This is a genomic window from Candidatus Protochlamydia phocaeensis (assembly GCF_001545115.1).
Lineage (GTDB): Bacteria > Chlamydiota > Chlamydiia > Chlamydiales > Parachlamydiaceae > Protochlamydia_A > Protochlamydia_A phocaeensis.
Genome location: NZ_FCNU01000032.1, coordinates 12011 through 28143 on the forward strand (window position 1 = coordinate 12011; position 16133 = coordinate 28143).

Sequence of the window (16133 nt, forward strand, 5' to 3'; positions counted from 1 at the left end):
TTCTCCTAGGAAATAGGTAAAATAAGGGAAAACTCGGTTCCTTTAATTTCCCGGTTTTTAACCTCAATTTTCCCCTGATGAATATCCACAACGGCTTTTACAATGGCAAGGCCCAGCCCAAGCCCCTTTGCGCTCTCCGAAGCTTGATAAAATTTATTGAAGATGAGGGGCAAAATAGCTTCTGGAATACCCGGCCCTTCATCGAGAACAGACAGCCGAAAGCTGCTCTCGCTAACCTCAAGGTTAATACAGATGGGAGCAGAAGGCTCTGAATATTCCAAAGCATTTAAAATCAAATTTTTTAAAGCGAGTCTCAGCAAATTAAAGTCAAACGGCAAAAAAAGTGTCTCGGAAGGAATTTGCACTTCGATTGGATGGCCGTTCATGAAGGGCTTGACATCGCCAAGGCTTTTATCTACTAAATCTTTAATCGAATTTGGTTTGCGCTCAAAATGCACAAAGCCTGATTCCAATTCGGAGACGGTAATGACATTATCAAGGGTCAGCTTGAAATTAAAAATAAATTGCTCCATTTGACGAGCCAGCAAGCGAATATGCGGATCAGCGCTGTCCTGCTGGATTTGTTGGTTGATTTTTAAAATCCCTTCTAGCGGGAAATAAAAACTGCGGTTTACCGAGTGGAAAATAGATTGATGCATCCGCTCGATCTGCCTGCTATAGTCTTGCCGCCGCACGCGCTCTTCAAAAATAGAACGCTCTAAATAAATACCTAGCTGCTGAGCCACTGTTTGGAGGAAATTGATCTCGTCGGTTGAAAGGGGGCGCTCTCTGCTTGGAAAGTAGACCAATACCCCAACGGTTGCTTTGAAAAATTTAATAGGGAAATACATTCCAGCCGAAGAAGGAAGCGTATCTGTCGACCATCCTCCGATTTTGCCATTTTGAAAAACCCAAATGGCAGCCACTTTTTCCTTTTCTGTATTTAAAAGAGGCAATTGACTGTCAAAGATTAATTGATTATCCGGACTTTTAATTAAAATATCGAATTTTCCCGGAAAGTGGTGCTCTAAGTGAGAAGCCACATTTAAGCGCAAATACTGAACATTGGTGGCATTGGCAATTTCGCGCTCAATCTCGTAAAGCCGTTCCATGGTTTCTTCGCGCTTGCTCAAAAATTGCTCTTGTTCACGCATGCGACTGGTAATAGTTCCCAAGACGGCCGCTATAAAAAAATAAGAAACCAATAACGCCGCATCTTCCGTATCGAAAATCCATGGAGTGAAAATAGGAGGAATAAAGAGCAAGTCCCAGCAGATCGCGCTTAAAACAGCCGCCAAAAAAATAGGCCCCCTTCCAACAAAGAAGCTCAAGATTAAAAGACTGAATAAGAATATAAATCCCACTAATTTATAACCAATTAGCGGACTCACAAGCAATCCAATCAGAGTGGATACAGCCCCAAATGCCAACACTAATCCATACGCTTTCAAGGAACCCGAGAATTGATAGATTTGGGAAAAGGAGCGTTGGTAAATATGAGTCAGCTTATCCTGCCTCATAATGACAAGATCGATCTGTTTATTTTCATTTTCCAACCGATCAATAAAACTGCCTTGGAAGAGATTGGCAAAGAATCCTTTTTTTGCAGGCGGCCGCCCAATGACAATTCGCGTAATATCTCTTTGGCCCGCAATTCTTTGCAAAGCGGCCGCTACATCTAAATCATGCGTGGTAATGACTTCGGCGCCGAGTTCGCGCGCTAAATTAAGATGCCTGTTCAATCTAATTTGATCTTGATCGCTTAACGTCTGCCCCATATCGACATAAACAGCAATCCAGGGCGCATCCAATTCGAATGCCAGGCGCCTTGCTGCACGGATAAGTCCTTCCGATGAAGGGCTGGAGCTGATTGCCACCATGAGCCGCTCCCGCGTTTTCCATCCCTTCCCTTGAAGAATGCCATGCAAATCGTGATCGACTTTTTCCGCTGTAAAGCGGAGCGCAATTTCGCGAAGAGCCATTAAATTCTCTTCTTTGAAGAAATTTTCTGCCGCTCGCTTCGATTGATCGCCTAAATAGACTTTTCCTTCGTTTAACCGTCTGAGAAGATCTGGAGGAGGAAGATCGATCAATTCAATCGAACTGGCCCTTTCTAAGATAAGATCCGGAACTGTTTCGCGCACTTGAATACCGGTCAAACTTTCTACCAGATCTTTTCGACTCTCTATATGCTGAACATTTAAAGTCGTGTAAACATTGATGCCGGCATCCAAAATTTCAATGACATCTTGCCAGCGCTTGGAGTGCTTGGAACCGGGAACATTGGTATGCGCCAGTTCGTCAACTAAAACCAGATCGGGCCTAGAGCGCAGAATGGTCTCTAAATCCATTTCTTCAAAAACGGTTTCTTTATACTTCACCCATTTCTCGGGAATGAGAGGAAGCCCTTGTAATAAAGCCTCCGTCTCCTTTCTTCCATGCGTATTGATAACGCCAATGACAACTCGATTCCCCTCTTTTAATTTTTGTTGGGCGGCTTCCAACATGGCATAAGTCTTGCCGACTCCGGCTGCCATTCCAAAAAAGATTTTGAGTTGACCTAAGTTCTTTTGCTCCTCCTCTTTTTGAATGGCTTTTAAGAGCTCATCCGGATTGGGTTTGTCCTCATCTTCGTTCATTGTCTAAAGCCTGATTGAGAAGTAAAACGTTGACGTAACGCGGGCCGAATAGACCGAGCTGGCGCCCTTCCGTCAATGAATCGACGAGTTTTTTTAATTCGCTTTCAGAAATTGAACGCGCTTTAGCCACCCTGGGTATTTGATAATAAGCAGTCTGCAAACTAATATGAGGGTCAAGCCCGCTTCCCGAAGCGTACAGAAGTTCGGAGGGCGTATCCTGTCCGAATTTTCTCTTTCTTTCTTCAACCGCTTCTTTGAGTTTTTGGCTAGTTGGCCCCAAATTACTTCCACCCGATGGCTTCATGGCATCATAATCAATTGCGGATGGGCGCGGCCAAAAATAACGGTCTTGTGCCATCTGTTGGGCAATTAAACGAGAGCCTATGATCTGATTGCCTTGCTTGACCAAGCTTCCATTGGCCAGACCTGGCATGATCAGCTGTACGACCAGCGTAACAAAAAGCGGGTAAACAAGGCCCAGTAGCACCGTCATCCAAATGAAGAGTTTAAGAGCTGTTTTAAAGGCATTCATTAGATTAGTCCTATTGAAGTCATCAAAAGATCGATGAGCTTGATTCCAATAAACGGAGCAACTACTCCTCCCACACCATAAATGAGCAAATTGTGCCGTAAAATTTGAGAGGCCGGCTGCGGCCGGTAAGGAATCCCGCGCAAAGCCAGAGGGATGAGCACCACAATGATGAGGGCATTAAAAATGACAGCGCTTAAAATGGCGCTCTCGGGAGAAGCCAATCCCATGATATTCAAATGATTTAACGGCCCCTTTTGCCCCGAAACCGCATAAAGCGTCCCAAAAAGGGCAGGAATGATGGCAAAATATTTGGCCACGTCGTTGGCAATGCTAAACGTCGTCAAGGCACCCCTTGTCATCAAAAGCTGTTTGCCAATTTCAACGATATCCAGCAATTTAGTGGGATTGCTATCTAAATCCACCATATTGCCTGCTTCTCGAGAAGCCTGCGTTCCCGTATTCATCGCCACTCCGACATCTGCTTGGGCAAGAGCGGGGGCATCATTTGTCCCGTCTCCCGTCATGGCAATCAAGTGCCCCTTTCTTTGTTCTTCACGGATGCGGGCAAGCTTCATTTCAGGAGTCGCTTGCGCAACAAAATCGTCCACTCCCGCTTCCGCCGCAATGGCGCCAGCGGTTAAGGGATTGTCCCCTGTAACCATAAGCGTTTTAATTCCCACTTTGCGCATTTCCATAAAGCGTTCTTTGATTCCTCCCTTGATGATATCCTTCAAGTGAATGATGCCCACGACACGGTTGCCATCGGAAACAAGTAGAGGAGTCCCCCCTTTATTGGAAATAGGCTCGATTGCGGTATATAATTGCTGCGGAAATGCGCCGCCTAAACTTTGGACATGTTTTTGAATAGCGTCAGCAGCCCCTTTGCGAATCATGCGAACGGGATTTCCCTGTTCATCCAGAAAATCCATTCCACTCATTCTAGTTTGAGCAGAAAAAGGGACAAAGCGTGTAGAGGCCGGATGCAATGTTTCTGCTCGCAAGTTAAACTTATTTTTGGCCAAAACGACAATCGAGCGTCCTTCCGGCGTTTCATCAGACAAAGAAGCCAACTGAGCAATTTGGGCAAACTCTTTTTCATCCATATTGGGCACCGGCAAAAACTCCGTGGCCATGCGGTTGCCAAGCGTAATTGTGCCGGTTTTATCTAAGATGAGCAAATCGATGTCTCCCGCTGCTTCAACCGATCGACCGCTCTTGGCAATGACATTGCGTTGGATCAAGCGATCCATTCCGGCAATGCCAATGGCACTAAGCAAAGCGCTAATAGTAGTGGGAATCAGGCAAACCAGAAGCGCAATAAGGACCGGAAGCGTGACAAGACCGGATAAGTCTTGATGGGCCGCCTGGCCACTGTAATCGGCAAAAGGCTTGAGAGACATCACAGTGAGCAAGAAAATAAGCGTTAAGGCGGAAAGCACTATATTCAAGGCAATTTCGTTCGGCGTCTTTTGTCTTTTGGCCCCTTCAATCAAGCCGATCATGCGATCCAAGAAGCTATGTCCGCGCTCGGATGTGATTTCGATGACGATGCGGTCGCTGACAATGCGCGTTCCCGCCGTCACAGCACTGCGATCCCCTCCGCTTTCGCGGATGACAGGCGCAGACTCTCCCGTTATAGCCGATTCATCCACTGTAGCAATACCTTCAATGACATCTCCGTCTGCAGGGATGATATCCCCCACTTCGCAAACAATGCGGTCCCCTTTCTTTAAATCCAATGCCGAAATGGAAATTTCTTTTCCATTAACCAATTTTTTGGCATAGGCTTCTTGCTGTGTTTTTCGCAAGCTTGCTGCTTGGGCTTTCCCACGGCTTTCAGCAATGGCGCTTGCAAAATTGGCAAATAAAACCGTAAACCACAGCCAAAGGGAAATCTGAATATTGAAGCTGGAAGGACTGAAAAAAGTTAAAAGAGTTGTGGCAATCGCTCCTAAATAAGTCACAAACATAACGGGATTGTGAAATTGCGTTTGCGGATTCAATTTGATAAAAGAGTCTTTTAAAGCCTCAAGAACTAATTCGGTTCGGAGAATGCCTTTTCTTTTATGTTGCATGGAAGTCCTCTTTCGTTAAAACGCTTGGCCGCGCAGCATGAGAATTTGCTCTACAATTGGTCCTAGGGAAAGGGCCGGAAAGAACGTCAAAGCCGCTACAATGAAAATGACACTAAGCAATAGAATGCCAAATAAAGGCTTATCAGTTGCAAATGTTCCAAGAGAAGGGGCTAAAGGATGTTTTTGTGCCAGACTGCCGGCTATGGCCAAACTAGGCACTAAGATGGCCAAGCGGGCAAGGATCATGATGGCGCCTAAAACAAGGTTATAGAAATAGGTGTTTGCATTTAGCCCTGCAAAAGCACTGCCATTGTTACCCGCCGCCGACGAAAAAGCATAGAGAATTTCAGAGAGTCCATGCGGCCCTGCATTACCTAAGCTTTCCAGTGCAGTCGGCAATACGCTTGCCACTCCAGCTCCTAGAAGAATCAGTGCGCAAGGAGATAAGATGGCGAGCATGACCCATTGCATCTCCGTCTTCTCGATTTTCTTGCCCAAATACTCCGGCGTTCTTCCTACCATGAGGCCGGCTAAGAAAACGGTTAAGAGGACAAACATAAGCATGCCGCATAGTCCAACTCCAATTCCGCCAAAAACGACCTCGCCGATCATGATATTAAACATCGCCACGCCGCCCGCTAAAGGAGACAGGCTGGAATGCATGCTATCGACAGATCCATTTGATGTTCCTGTTGTCGTAATGGCCCATAAAACACTATTAACCGTTCCGAAACGCGTTTCTTTGCCTTCCAAAACGGGATTCGCTCCAAGAACCGGATTAGCCACATGCTCGGAAGCCAAGGCGATGGCAAGTCCGCCAACCCATAGCAGAAACATGACGCTGAAAATCACCCAGCCTTGTCTTTTGGATTGAATAAGAAGGCCATACATGTAGGTTGCCGCTGCTGGAATCAAAATAATGGCAAAGGTTTCCAAGAAGTTGGACAATGGCGTGGGGTTCTCAAATGGATGGGCGCTATTGGCATTGAAAAATCCTCCTCCGTTTGTTCCCAATTGTTTAATGGCAATTTGCGAAGCGGCAGGTCCCATGGGAATCGTTTGAGTTGCTCCCGATAGCGTTTTAGCTTCAACATAAGCCTGTAAGTTTTGGATGACGCCTTGGCCGACTAAAACAAAGGCAAAGATCAAGCAAAAAGGAAGAAGCAAATAAACGACTGTACGGGTCAAGTCGACCCAAAAATTGCCAATCGTGTGTGCCGATTTTCTGTGAATGCCTCTGATCAATGCAAGCAGAACCGCATTGCCCGTCGCTGCACTGACAAAATTTTGCACCGTAAGCCCCATCATTTGCGTTAAATAGCTTAGGGTATTTTCCCCTCCATAGGCTTGCCAGTTGGTATTGGTGACAAAACTAGCGGCAGTATTGAAGGCCAATGCCGGCTCTACGCCCGGAAATCCTTGAGGATTCAAGGGCAGCCACCCCTGCAAAAGCTGGAGTAAAAAAAGACAGGCTAATCCCGCTAAATTAAAATAGAGCAGAGCTATGGCATATTCTTTCCAGGTCATTTCTTGAATAGGATCAATATGACAGATGCGGTATGTCCATTTTTCCAAACCGCTCAATAAAGGGATTGATTTGGGATGGTCTTTAAATACCCCGGCCATATAACGCCCAAGAAAAGGAACTGCCAAAAAAAGCAGCAGGATGAATAGCCCCAACTGAAGTCCATTTTCCATTATTGTCTTCCCATTAAATTAATATTTTTCTGGATGTAGAATCGTATGAATCAAATAAATGAGCAGAAAGATAGAGAGGATTCCTCCCCAGATAAATTCGCTTTGCATGATTTCCCCTAGATGAGAATGGAAAGTCCACCATACATTCAAATATTTTTTATGTAAATAGTTGGGAATAATTGGCTTCAAATGAACAAAAGAAAGACATTTAAATCATCCTTAAATGCCTATGTTGATGTGGATTTGCGAATAACCGAAGAAGAGTTCCGTTTAATTGATCCACTCAAATTTGATCCGTCAGGTTCATCTGAAAAGCGGTATGATTGCTTGGAAGATTTAGCTGTCCGCTCATGATTTTGATATGCCTCACTGGCACATTATGAGAAATCTATTTTGCTCTAAGAGGAAGAATCGCCAATTTTTGAGCGAACTCTTAGAGCTCGGCCAAGCCGAATCATCCCCAAAAGGAGAAGGTGTCTTCTTTGGTGGAGCAAATAAGGATATAAGCGCTGTTCATGCCGAGCCCAAAATGGATGCCCCGCGCCTTTGCTTCTCCATCTTTCCGGGTACGGCATCCGATATTGAAGATCTTTATCGACGCTGGCATCCCAATAAGAATTAAGAAGTAGAATTCATCTTCTTTTGAAAAGAAGCAGGCAAGGGCGCTTCAAACGTGCAAAGCGCTTGAGTAATGGGATGAGGAATCTGCAGACAGCCATGGTGCAAAGCAATGCCGTTTTTCTCAAAAGGAAGGCGGCTGCCATAGCGATCGTCTCCCACAATGGGACAGCCGATTGCAGCTAACTGTGCCCGAATTTGATGATAGCGGCCCGTTTCCAATTCAATCTCGAGCAGGGTCAGTCCTCCTCTTTGCTCTATGACGCGATAAAAGAGGCTCGCCCGCTTAGCCTGAGGATGGGCAGCCGGGACAATTTGCGCAAAAAAATCGTCGTGCAGCAGATGATGCTCAAGCTTTCCCTCCGAAGCGGAAGGTCCCCCCTCCACTAAAGCATAGTAAAGCTTTTTCGTTTGCTTAGCGCGAATGGAAGCATTCAAGCGCGACAGCGCTTTGCTTGTCTTGCCAAAAACAACCACACCGCTAACGGGCTTATCAAGACGATGGACGGCTTCTAAAAAGACTTGCCCGGGTTTATTGCGCACAACCTTTAGCCAGGCTTTAGCTTGCTGCTCGACACTCTCTTGCTCTGTTCCGCTGGGCTGGGTCAAAAGGCCTGCGGGTTTGTTAACCACCAACAAATGATTATCTTCAAAAATAATGGGAAACGGCGCTTGCATGAATCTTAAGGAAAAGAGTGTTGTCGTTGACGCAAAGCCTCATACATTAAAAGCGTAGTAGCCATTGCGACATTTAAAGAATCCGCTACTCCCATCATGGGAATCCGCACTTGCAAATGCGCCTGTTGCATCCAGCGCTCCGATAAGCCTAATTGCTCGGTGCCCACTGCAATGGCAACCGGTCCGGTCAAGTCCACTTGCGTGAACTCTTTTTCCGCTTGGGGCGTGGCGGCCAAAATTTGGATCCCCTGCTGCTTTAACCAATGCAGAGTCTCTTCCCCTTTAGCCTCTACTGTCGGCACAGTAAAAAGCGTGCCGACGCTTGCTCGCACAACATTGGGATTGTAAATATCCGTGCAGCGGTCGCAAACGATAAGCCCATCCACTCCAACGGCGTCCGATGAACGCAAAATAGTTCCCAAATTGCCCGGTTTTTCAATCGCCTCCGCTACGACGAATAAAGGAGCATGAGGTTTTTTGACCTTTTCGAGCAAATCATCCAGCTGAAGATGCCTTTGCGGCGCAATGGCAATTAATCCATCGGGACGGTCGCGATAGGAAATTTTTTGAAAGACCTTTTCCGAACAGGTAAAAAGTTGTGTTCCACGTGAAGCTAAACGCTTAATCAGCGCCGGTTCATTCGTTCCCAAAAAAAGCTCAGGGCAAGTGAATAGCGACTCTATTTTCCAACCTGCATCTGCGGCGCGCAAGACTTCCCGGTAGCCTTCAATTAAAAAAAGTCCGGTTTGATCGCGTTCAGGACGGTCGCGCAAATGTATCACTTGCTTGATTTTTGGATTTTGAAGACTCGTAATCTGAAGCATGCTTACTTTCCTTGGACTTTATTTGAAATCGAGGGAGCGGCCCAGCGCGCATACGTTCCGCTTGGCACATCGAAAGCGCCATTGTGGCCTGTTAAAATCATTTCGCCAACCTCAATATGCCCTTTCATTCCTTCCATTGCTTGATTGAGCAAATGCTGCATGACCAAGGGAGAAAACCCCGGCGTATGGCAAGAAAATAAAACGAATAAAGGCTGATCGCTAAGAAGCTTGCGACAATCGTTGAGAAGAGGAACAATCTCATCTTCTATCTTGAATAATTCTCCCTTAGCTCCCCTGCCGAAGGTCGGGGGATCTAAAATGATTGCGTCATAGCGCGATCCCCTTTTAAGCTCGCGCGCTAAAAATTTCTTCACATCTTCGACAATCCAGCGAATGGGAGCTTGCTCCAACTGATTTAAGGCCGCATTTTCACGCGCCCAAGCCACCATTCCCTTGGAAGCATCGAGATGGCAAACAGCGGCCCCAGCCTTGGCAGCAGCCAAGGTCGATCCTCCGGAATAAGCAAACAAGTTCAATACGCGCGGTTTTTGCTTGCTCGATGCGAAGGGCTTCAGGGTCGTTTGAATCCATTCCCAAAAGTCTCTTTGTTCAGGGAAAATGCCTAAATGGCCAAAATCGGTTGGAGAGATTTTAAAAATAATCTCCGCCACTTCAATTTGCCATTTTTCCGGAAGGCGCTTGAGCCAGGTCCATTTATTTTCCTGTTCACGCGAGAAAAAGGCATCCGCTTTATTCCACTCCTGCATGGAAAGCTGCGGTTTCCAAACAGCTTGGGAACACGGACGGGAAAGCAAATAAGGTCCAAATCGCTCGAGTTTACGGCCTTCTCCGCTATCAATAAGGGCATAAGAGTGCAGCTTTGACATGAAAGTTCATCCTAACATGAGAGAGTTCAATTGAATTTGGGTATAAAAATAACAAAAGTATAAAAGAATGGCTATAGAAGACTTATTTTTAGTGTTCTGTCACGAACGGAAAAGGACTAAAAGAGGCTCAGGATTGCCATTATCTTCTTAGAGGGTGTATTAAAACCGTAATGACCGAGATTCGAGTTTTTAACGAATGAGAATCCGAGAGTTAAGAATTCCACCAATAATGCCAATGAATCCCGTATGCTGTTTTAATTCTCGGCAAATTTTAAGCGCTTCTTCTTTTGTAAATTCATATTTCCTAGGTATGCCGGCCTTAATAAGCGTTTGCTTAAGTAATTGCTCAGCGCCTTCTACTCCCAAGCTTTCTTTAAAAGTATCAATAAATTCTTGAAAATGTATTTTTACATCATTCATGAGAGAGCCTGTTTTAGTCATATCTAAGAGGATACATTAAAGCTGCTAACGGCCTAGATTCGAGTTCTTTTCGCTAGGAGGAGATCCGAGTAAGGAAGCCATATTAACCCAATATGGCTTCCTTACTTGGATCCCCTTTTAGAACGTCCACGATTTCAAATCTAGGCTATTATGCGTTTTAATCCACCCTTTAAGCATTTTACGATGGAAATAACATAATGACTGTGGAAGTGTTATGGAACCCGCTAAATTTTCCCGCTTCCATAGCAATTTCTCCATAGGTCTCGCAGCCTATGAAAGGAATCGATCCCAGGACCTCTTGCATGGCCTCTACCGCTTTGGGAAATTGGTCTTTTAATACCATTGCCCGGCAAGCACAATCAAAAATGATGGCCCCTGCAATTTTTGTCTGCTTGGCCGATTTTAAAGCCAATTGAGCCGTTTGCCTCGCTGATTCAATCAAGTCTTGCTTGCTGCTATCCATCACTTTTAAAACGGCCCCTTCCAGGATAGAGCAAACAAAATTTAAGGATCCGTCGGCATTACAAGAGGAAGGAAATCGGATTTTATATTCATCCTTAGATATCATTAAACCGAATTCATATTCTAATAAATAAGGAGAAAGCTCTTTAAAGCTAATGGCATCGATATCAATCCCTTGATTACGCAAAGGTTCACGCACATAGTCCTTCCAAACTTCTACAGCCGGTCGATTATTTAATTCATAAAGCACGATATCTTTAGCTTTTGTAACGAGCAAAGGGGAGGAAATGGGATGATGCCCATGCTTGGTTGCAATGATAAGAGGATGGCGCGACGCCACTAGACATAAACTCACGGCATCGGAGAGAGCCTGATCATTCCCAAATACCGCCGTTTCGCGAAAACTCAAGTTATCGGCCGCCGCTCCTCCTGCAAATTTAACGTGGGGTCCCAAAATACTGCAAGCAGACAAGACGGCTTCCTCTCCTTTACCGACCAGTCCATCTACCAACAAGATGGCCGCCTGATGAGGATGTCCTTCCACGTCTTTAGGAAAATTGCAAGCGGCATGCTGAATGGTCTCCAAAGGATGGCTCTTAATATTAGAGCCAATACCGGCAAAAAACTGGTGATCGTCCGATGCAATAATGGTACAAGCGATCCCCTCTTTTGTCACTCCTTCACTGGAAAATTGGCCTGCCGAGCTGCAACCGATCAGCGGAACCTGCCCGGTTACGCTCTTAATGCCTCTGATAACAGCATTGTAATCATATTTATCCGCGCAAAAGATGACGATAAGGCCAGGCTTTACAGGCTTTTGCAATTTGTCCATTGCCTGGCGGGCCGCTTCTTTTCCCGCTTCAAAGCTATCTTCTTGCATGACAAGACTCGTGGCAAACTGCGTACCCATCTTTCTCCATTCAATTAAAGTTCACTAATCTTTTGTTTATTAATAAATTATACTCGCCTCGGTATTTCTTAATTCCTTGCATACATTTTTATTGGTTTTTAATCAATATCAACAACTGATTTAATAGGCATTCTGCACTTTTTTGGATAATTTCTTCTCTTTCGCCCAGGACCTGAAAAGTCCATACAAAAGGCTCTTCTTCCTTTTTTGCAATAGCAGCCCAAATGGTACCAATAGGCTTAAGAGTAGATCCTCCCTCCGGGCCTGCTATACCTGACACCGCTAAGCTATAGTCGCTCTGGCTTAAATGCAATACCCCCTTAGCCATCTGCTCAACAACCGGTCCGCTGACTGCCCCCCAGGCTTGCAACAGCATTGGATCAACACCTAACAATTTAATTTTCAAATCATTAGAATAAGCAACAATTGAACCTAAAAAGTAGCCGGATGCGCCGGGTTGACGCACTAAGCGTGCGGCTAGCGCTCCGCCCGTGCAGGATTCTGCGAGGCTTAAGGTCCATCCTTTTTCAAGGAAATACTGCTGGATTTGACCGGCAAGCTGATCTTTCATAAAGCCTTCCTATTCTGAAGCATAGAATAATTTATTTTTCTTCTCTTATTTGGCATCAAATTTGCAATTCTCCCCTTGCTAATTCCCATGAAGGAAGAGGAGGCTTTATGGATCGACGGTTTATATGGATTTCTCTTATTATTTTAGCTGTCATTTTACTTGTCGTCTGGGTTCCACGGTATGAAGCTCAATCTCAAGGAGAAATAAGAGCTGCCCTGGACATTGGTTCGGGTGCGACCAACTTAAAAGTGGCCAAGGTGGATCCGAAAACAAATAAAATTATTTCTAAAATTTTTGAGCAATCAATCCCTGTGGCTTATCAAAAGCATCTGGAACAATCGGGAAACAATACTTTTGATGAAGACATCATGAATCAAGGCATTCGCGCTATTAAAGCCCTTAAGGAAATAGCCGATAGCTATCATGCCAAAAAAGTCGTTGCTGTTGCAACCGCTGCTTTTAGGCAAGCGGCCAATGCCCAGCAATTTGCGCAAGAAGTGGAAAGAAAAACAGGCGTGCAAGTCCGCATTATCAATCAGGATGAAGAGGGAATTCTTGCCTTTAGAGGCGCCCTAGCGGTCACGCCTGCCCAGCCCGAGCATACGGTGGTATGGGATATTGGAGGCGGAAGCATGCAATTGACAGCCCTAACAGAGTCCGGGACCTATTTGGTAGACAAAGGAAAGACCGCGTCTATTCCTTTTAAAAATGCAATCATCCAAAACATTGAACATAAAGACTTAAAAGTCACGCAAACCCCCAACCCCATGAATCAAGAGGAAATAGAGGCCGCCCTGCAATTAGCAGGAGAAGCGGCATCCGAGGCCAACCCATTTATTAAGGATAAACTGCAAGAGCCTAAAACTGAAGTTTTAGCGGTAGGAAGTTTATTCAATTATGGCGTACGCCCACTTGTCAATGAAAACACCATTAAACAGGATCAGCTGCGCACGGCAGTCATGAAGTTAGCCGGCAAATCGGATGCGGAACTGCCTGGCGGTTCGCTAGCGGAAGTGGCGGTTTCCAATCCTTTATTAGTGCTAGGCTATATGCAAGCTCTGCACATTAACCAAGTCGATGTCGTCAGCATTAATAATGCAGATGGAGCGCTGACTTATCCCGCTTACTGGCAGTAAGCTGTCTTACGGAAAAGTCCGCTTCCTTCTAGCAAAAGCTTGCCTGCCATAGCGGCAGGCAAGCTTTCCTTTTTTAGGTTGTCCTTTTTATTCTATTCCAAGTTTTTTTATCCTTGCTCTTCTATTTTGAAACCACTGTTGAAGCTTAATGACAGGAATATTTAACTTCTCAGAGAATCGCTTATAATCTTCTCGGACTGGATAGGGTTGCTCTTTAAATCTCTTAATCAGATAATACGTTTGTTCGTTATTCAGGCGTTTCCGTCTTTTTTTGTGAGAAGCCTCGCTTTGACTCTTCTCCGTTAAAAATTCGGGGGCTGATGTTGAAGAAAAACGGTCCCACTCAATGCGTTTTCTTTTGCGAGAAGTCTCGCTTGAACTATTTTCCGTTAAACGCTCGGAGTCGGAGTCTGATTTGGAAGAAAAATGGTCCCTTTCAATGCATTTTCGCTTGTGAGAAGCCTCGCATGGACTCTTTTCCATCAAATCCTTAAAATCTGTAGAAAAATGGATCCACTCAAAAGGCTCCGGCAAGACGGGAGCTGAAACTCGCTCCATCATTTCTCGCAAGATTTCGCTTATTTTTAAAGCCTGTTCTCTCATTTGCTGATGCTCGATCTCCTCCTCCTCAGAAATAGGCAATCGGCGAAACTCTTCTAACCCCAATTGTTGAAGCGATGGCAAGTAAGGTGTTATACAACTAGTTTGATTCATCATTCATTCTCTCGTTAAATAATTAATTTTTTATTATAAATTGATTTTTATTTTCTCAATCGTGATTCTTATCGTTCTCCATTAAATTAAACAAAAATTAGTTAAAAAAATCACTCTTATAACCTTCAAATTTATATAGTTGTTTTATTAATATAAAGAAATTACATTTCGATATTCAATTATTAAACTCTTTAACAATTAAAGACAGAACGATCAGTAAAGCCCATCGCTGCAGGTAAGCGATTACTATGATTCTAGATAAAATTAAAGAGGCTTAAGAAAGGATTAAGGAATGGCTAAGTCATTACTTGAAGTCCCTTAAGAGCAAGCTGGGGATGATGATTAATCCAGGCGAAGCACGCTTTGCCCAAACGGATAGGAACATTGACGCGCTTGCCTTCCACAAAAAAAGGCGTAGCGACAGTATGCTCGCGCATCCATTTCTGAAGGCGCTTAAACAAGGCTGTATTGGGGAATTCTTCGCTTTCTCTAACGGTTTTTACTTGAAAGGCAGCATCTTGATAGAGTTGAGGATAAGAAAATTGAATTCCCCAATAAATGCTTTCATTCCCAAATACCATCGAGCGAAATTTACCATCCGCTTTGGAATAATCAAAACGATGGGACTGCAATTGAATAACGGGTTTATTGACTTTGATGAGCTGCTGTTCGGAATTAATGTGAACCGCATATAACGCCTCTATTGTCTGAGTAAAAGCGCAAGAAAAATAGGAGCGCAGGCGGCTATCTTGGGGAAGCTGCCCATTTTTAAGCGCTTCAATATAGCAGCGGTAGCAATCCAAAAACTCTTCTTTGGAAATTTCCCCTTCTTGAATGCGGGTCGGCCCGCTAATTAAAAAAAGGCGAAAGTCGCTTAATGCGTTTAGAAGCGCTTCCATTTCATGGCTATCTACCAAAAGCGGACATTTCAGCCATTTCGAAGCTTGCAGCGGCAGCCCGATTTTGGAATGAATGGGTAAAGAAGGATGGAAAGGCATAGGTTTAAGCTTTAATCCAAGAAAGCAGGAATAAAAGGCCGATTCCGATTGAAATCGCACTATCTGCTATATTAAAAACAGGAAAATCATAACCCCATAAAACAAAATGCAGCATATCTACGACATGCCCATAAATAAAAAAGTCCAAAACATTGCCTACCGCGCCTGCAATAATGAGAATTAAGGGGAGCTGCCAGGCACGCGTGGAATTGTAAAAAAATAAATAAATGCTCAAGCCACTGATCAAAATAATGCGCAAAACAATAAGAGGAAGCTGATAATTTCCTAAAAAACCCCAAGCTGCCCCTTTATTTGTCATATGATTGATGGAAAATTCAATTCCCCACAGATTTCGAAAAATACCGATTCCTCCATAGGGATACCAATAAGTCGATGCATCCATCAAAGGGATAAAGCGATAAACGAGAAATTTACTCAGCTGGTCGGCTAATAGGATAAATAAACCAACCGTCAAAATCTGATACAAAAGCTTAAGTTTATTTGTCTCTATTGCAGCATAGGTCTCATTCATGCCATCTTCCTACAGTAAACCCTTCTCAAATTTTTCTTGGGCTTTGACAGTCATAGTCGCATAAGGAACAGCCTCTAAGCGAGCCAGAGGGATCTCTTCCCCTGTAATATCACAGGTTCCATATGTATTTTCCTCGATCTTTTCTAAAGCGCGATCGATTTGTCTTAAAATGGCATATTCTTTACTTGTCACCTCTAAGCTAATGGTGCGATCAAAGTCATCTGTCCCTTGATCAGCCTGGTGCTGGGAATAACCGGTCGCCTCATCGGGAGTCTTTACTTCAGCAGTCGACCCTTTTAAAGAATGAGTTAACTGTCTGCGCATATCTTCTAGGCGCTTCTTAAATTTTGCAATATCTGCTTTTTTTAGTGCCATGTTAAGCCTCCTGTTCATTTGCAGCTAATCTGAAAAAAGGCTA

18 protein-coding genes are annotated in these 16133 nt (G+C 44.5%); 3 read left to right on the forward strand and 15 right to left on the reverse strand.

Annotated elements, in window-relative coordinates; all coding sequences use genetic code 11:
• Window positions 1-5: 5 nt before the first annotated feature.
• The 5 genes from BN3769_RS12605 to BN3769_RS14835 are packed head-to-tail and all read right to left on the reverse strand — an operon-like array spanning window position 6 to window position 7052.
• Complete coding sequence (locus BN3769_RS12605) at window positions 6-2639, reverse strand: ATP-binding protein (protein WP_068471153.1); 2634 nt, start codon at window positions 2637-2639, stop codon at window positions 6-8.
• Complete coding sequence (gene kdpC / locus BN3769_RS12610) at window positions 2626-3171, reverse strand: potassium-transporting ATPase subunit KdpC (protein WP_068471155.1); 546 nt, start codon at window positions 3169-3171, stop codon at window positions 2626-2628. Before kdpC ends, BN3769_RS12605 begins: the two co-directional genes overlap by 14 nt.
• Complete coding sequence (kdpB, locus tag BN3769_RS12615; protein ID WP_068471157.1) at window positions 3171-5246, reverse strand: potassium-transporting ATPase subunit KdpB; 2076 nt, start codon at window positions 5244-5246, stop codon at window positions 3171-3173. Before kdpB ends, kdpC begins: the two co-directional genes overlap by 1 nt.
• A gap of 15 nt (window positions 5247-5261) precedes the next feature.
• The gene (kdpA, locus tag BN3769_RS12620; protein WP_068471159.1) at window positions 5262-6944 is read right to left on the reverse strand and encodes a potassium-transporting ATPase subunit KdpA; all 1683 of its coding nucleotides are present in this window, start codon (window positions 6942-6944) and stop codon (window positions 5262-5264) included.
• 18 nt (window positions 6945-6962) lie between these two features.
• The gene (locus BN3769_RS14835) at window positions 6963-7052 is read right to left on the reverse strand and encodes a potassium-transporting ATPase subunit F (protein ID WP_154017916.1); all 90 of its coding nucleotides are present in this window, start codon (window positions 7050-7052) and stop codon (window positions 6963-6965) included.
• A gap of 81 nt (window positions 7053-7133) precedes the next feature.
• Between BN3769_RS14835 and BN3769_RS14840 the strand changes: the two genes are divergently transcribed.
• Both BN3769_RS14840 and BN3769_RS12625 read left to right on the forward strand, forming a co-directional pair.
• Window positions 7134-7298 carry a hypothetical protein gene (locus tag BN3769_RS14840; RefSeq protein WP_154017917.1) on the forward strand — a complete coding sequence of 55 codons (165 nt, stop codon included), beginning with the start codon at window positions 7134-7136 and terminating at the stop codon, window positions 7296-7298.
• Window positions 7299-7365: 67 nt separating this feature from the next.
• Window positions 7366-7566: a hypothetical protein gene (locus BN3769_RS12625; RefSeq protein ID WP_154017918.1), complete on the forward strand. Its 201-nt coding sequence runs from the start codon at window positions 7366-7368 to the stop codon at window positions 7564-7566.
• On the opposite strand, the gene BN3769_RS12630 is transcribed toward BN3769_RS12625, so the two are convergent.
• The 6 genes from BN3769_RS12630 to BN3769_RS12655 form a co-directional block, all read right to left on the reverse strand.
• Window positions 7563-8240 (reverse strand): RluA family pseudouridine synthase, encoded by a 678-nt coding sequence (locus BN3769_RS12630; RefSeq protein ID WP_068471163.1) that lies wholly within the window; start codon window positions 8238-8240, stop codon window positions 7563-7565. The genes BN3769_RS12625 and BN3769_RS12630 overlap by 4 nt on opposite strands.
• A 5-nt stretch (window positions 8241-8245) precedes the next feature.
• Window positions 8246-9064 carry a TrmH family RNA methyltransferase gene (locus BN3769_RS12635; protein ID WP_068471165.1) on the reverse strand — a complete coding sequence of 273 codons (819 nt, stop codon included), beginning with the start codon at window positions 9062-9064 and terminating at the stop codon, window positions 8246-8248.
• A gap of 2 nt (window positions 9065-9066) precedes the next feature.
• A complete protein-coding gene (locus BN3769_RS12640) occupies window positions 9067-9951 on the reverse strand; it encodes a class I SAM-dependent methyltransferase (protein WP_068471167.1) in 885 nt (294 codons plus the stop codon).
• 189 nt (window positions 9952-10140) lie between these two features.
• Window positions 10141-10371, reverse strand: coding sequence for a hypothetical protein (locus tag BN3769_RS12645; RefSeq protein ID WP_068471169.1), 231 nt, complete (start codon window positions 10369-10371; stop codon window positions 10141-10143).
• A 199-nt stretch (window positions 10372-10570) separates the two neighbouring features.
• On the reverse strand, window positions 10571-11764 hold the full coding sequence (locus BN3769_RS12650) for an FIST signal transduction protein (protein ID WP_068471171.1): 1194 nt from the start codon (window positions 11762-11764) through the stop codon (window positions 10571-10573).
• Between the two features lie 88 nt (window positions 11765-11852).
• Window positions 11853-12335 carry a CinA family protein gene (locus BN3769_RS12655; protein WP_068471173.1) on the reverse strand — a complete coding sequence of 161 codons (483 nt, stop codon included), beginning with the start codon at window positions 12333-12335 and terminating at the stop codon, window positions 11853-11855.
• Window positions 12336-12442: 107 nt separating this feature from the next.
• On the opposite strand from BN3769_RS12655, the gene BN3769_RS12660 reads away from it, so the two are divergent.
• Entirely contained in the window at window positions 12443-13471 is a 1029-nt protein-coding gene (locus BN3769_RS12660; RefSeq protein WP_068471176.1) for a Ppx/GppA phosphatase family protein, read from the forward strand.
• A gap of 87 nt (window positions 13472-13558) precedes the next feature.
• Here the strand turns inward: BN3769_RS12660 and BN3769_RS12665 are convergent, their stop codons facing one another.
• The 4 genes from BN3769_RS12665 to BN3769_RS12680 all read right to left on the reverse strand — a co-directional run bounded on the left by BN3769_RS12665 (window position 13559) and on the right by BN3769_RS12680 (window position 16090).
• Window positions 13559-14188, reverse strand: coding sequence for a homeobox domain-containing protein (locus BN3769_RS12665; RefSeq protein WP_079989563.1), 630 nt, complete (start codon window positions 14186-14188; stop codon window positions 13559-13561).
• Window positions 14189-14481: 293 nt separating this feature from the next.
• The gene (locus BN3769_RS12670) at window positions 14482-15183 is read right to left on the reverse strand and encodes a hypothetical protein (protein WP_068471179.1); all 702 of its coding nucleotides are present in this window, start codon (window positions 15181-15183) and stop codon (window positions 14482-14484) included.
• Window positions 15184-15187: 4 nt separating this feature from the next.
• Window positions 15188-15715: a signal peptidase II gene (lspA, locus tag BN3769_RS12675; protein WP_068471181.1), complete on the reverse strand. Its 528-nt coding sequence runs from the start codon at window positions 15713-15715 to the stop codon at window positions 15188-15190.
• 9 nt (window positions 15716-15724) lie between these two features.
• A complete protein-coding gene (locus tag BN3769_RS12680) occupies window positions 15725-16090 on the reverse strand; it encodes a TraR/DksA family transcriptional regulator (RefSeq protein ID WP_068471183.1) in 366 nt (121 codons plus the stop codon).
• Window positions 16091-16133 lie beyond the last annotated feature (43 nt).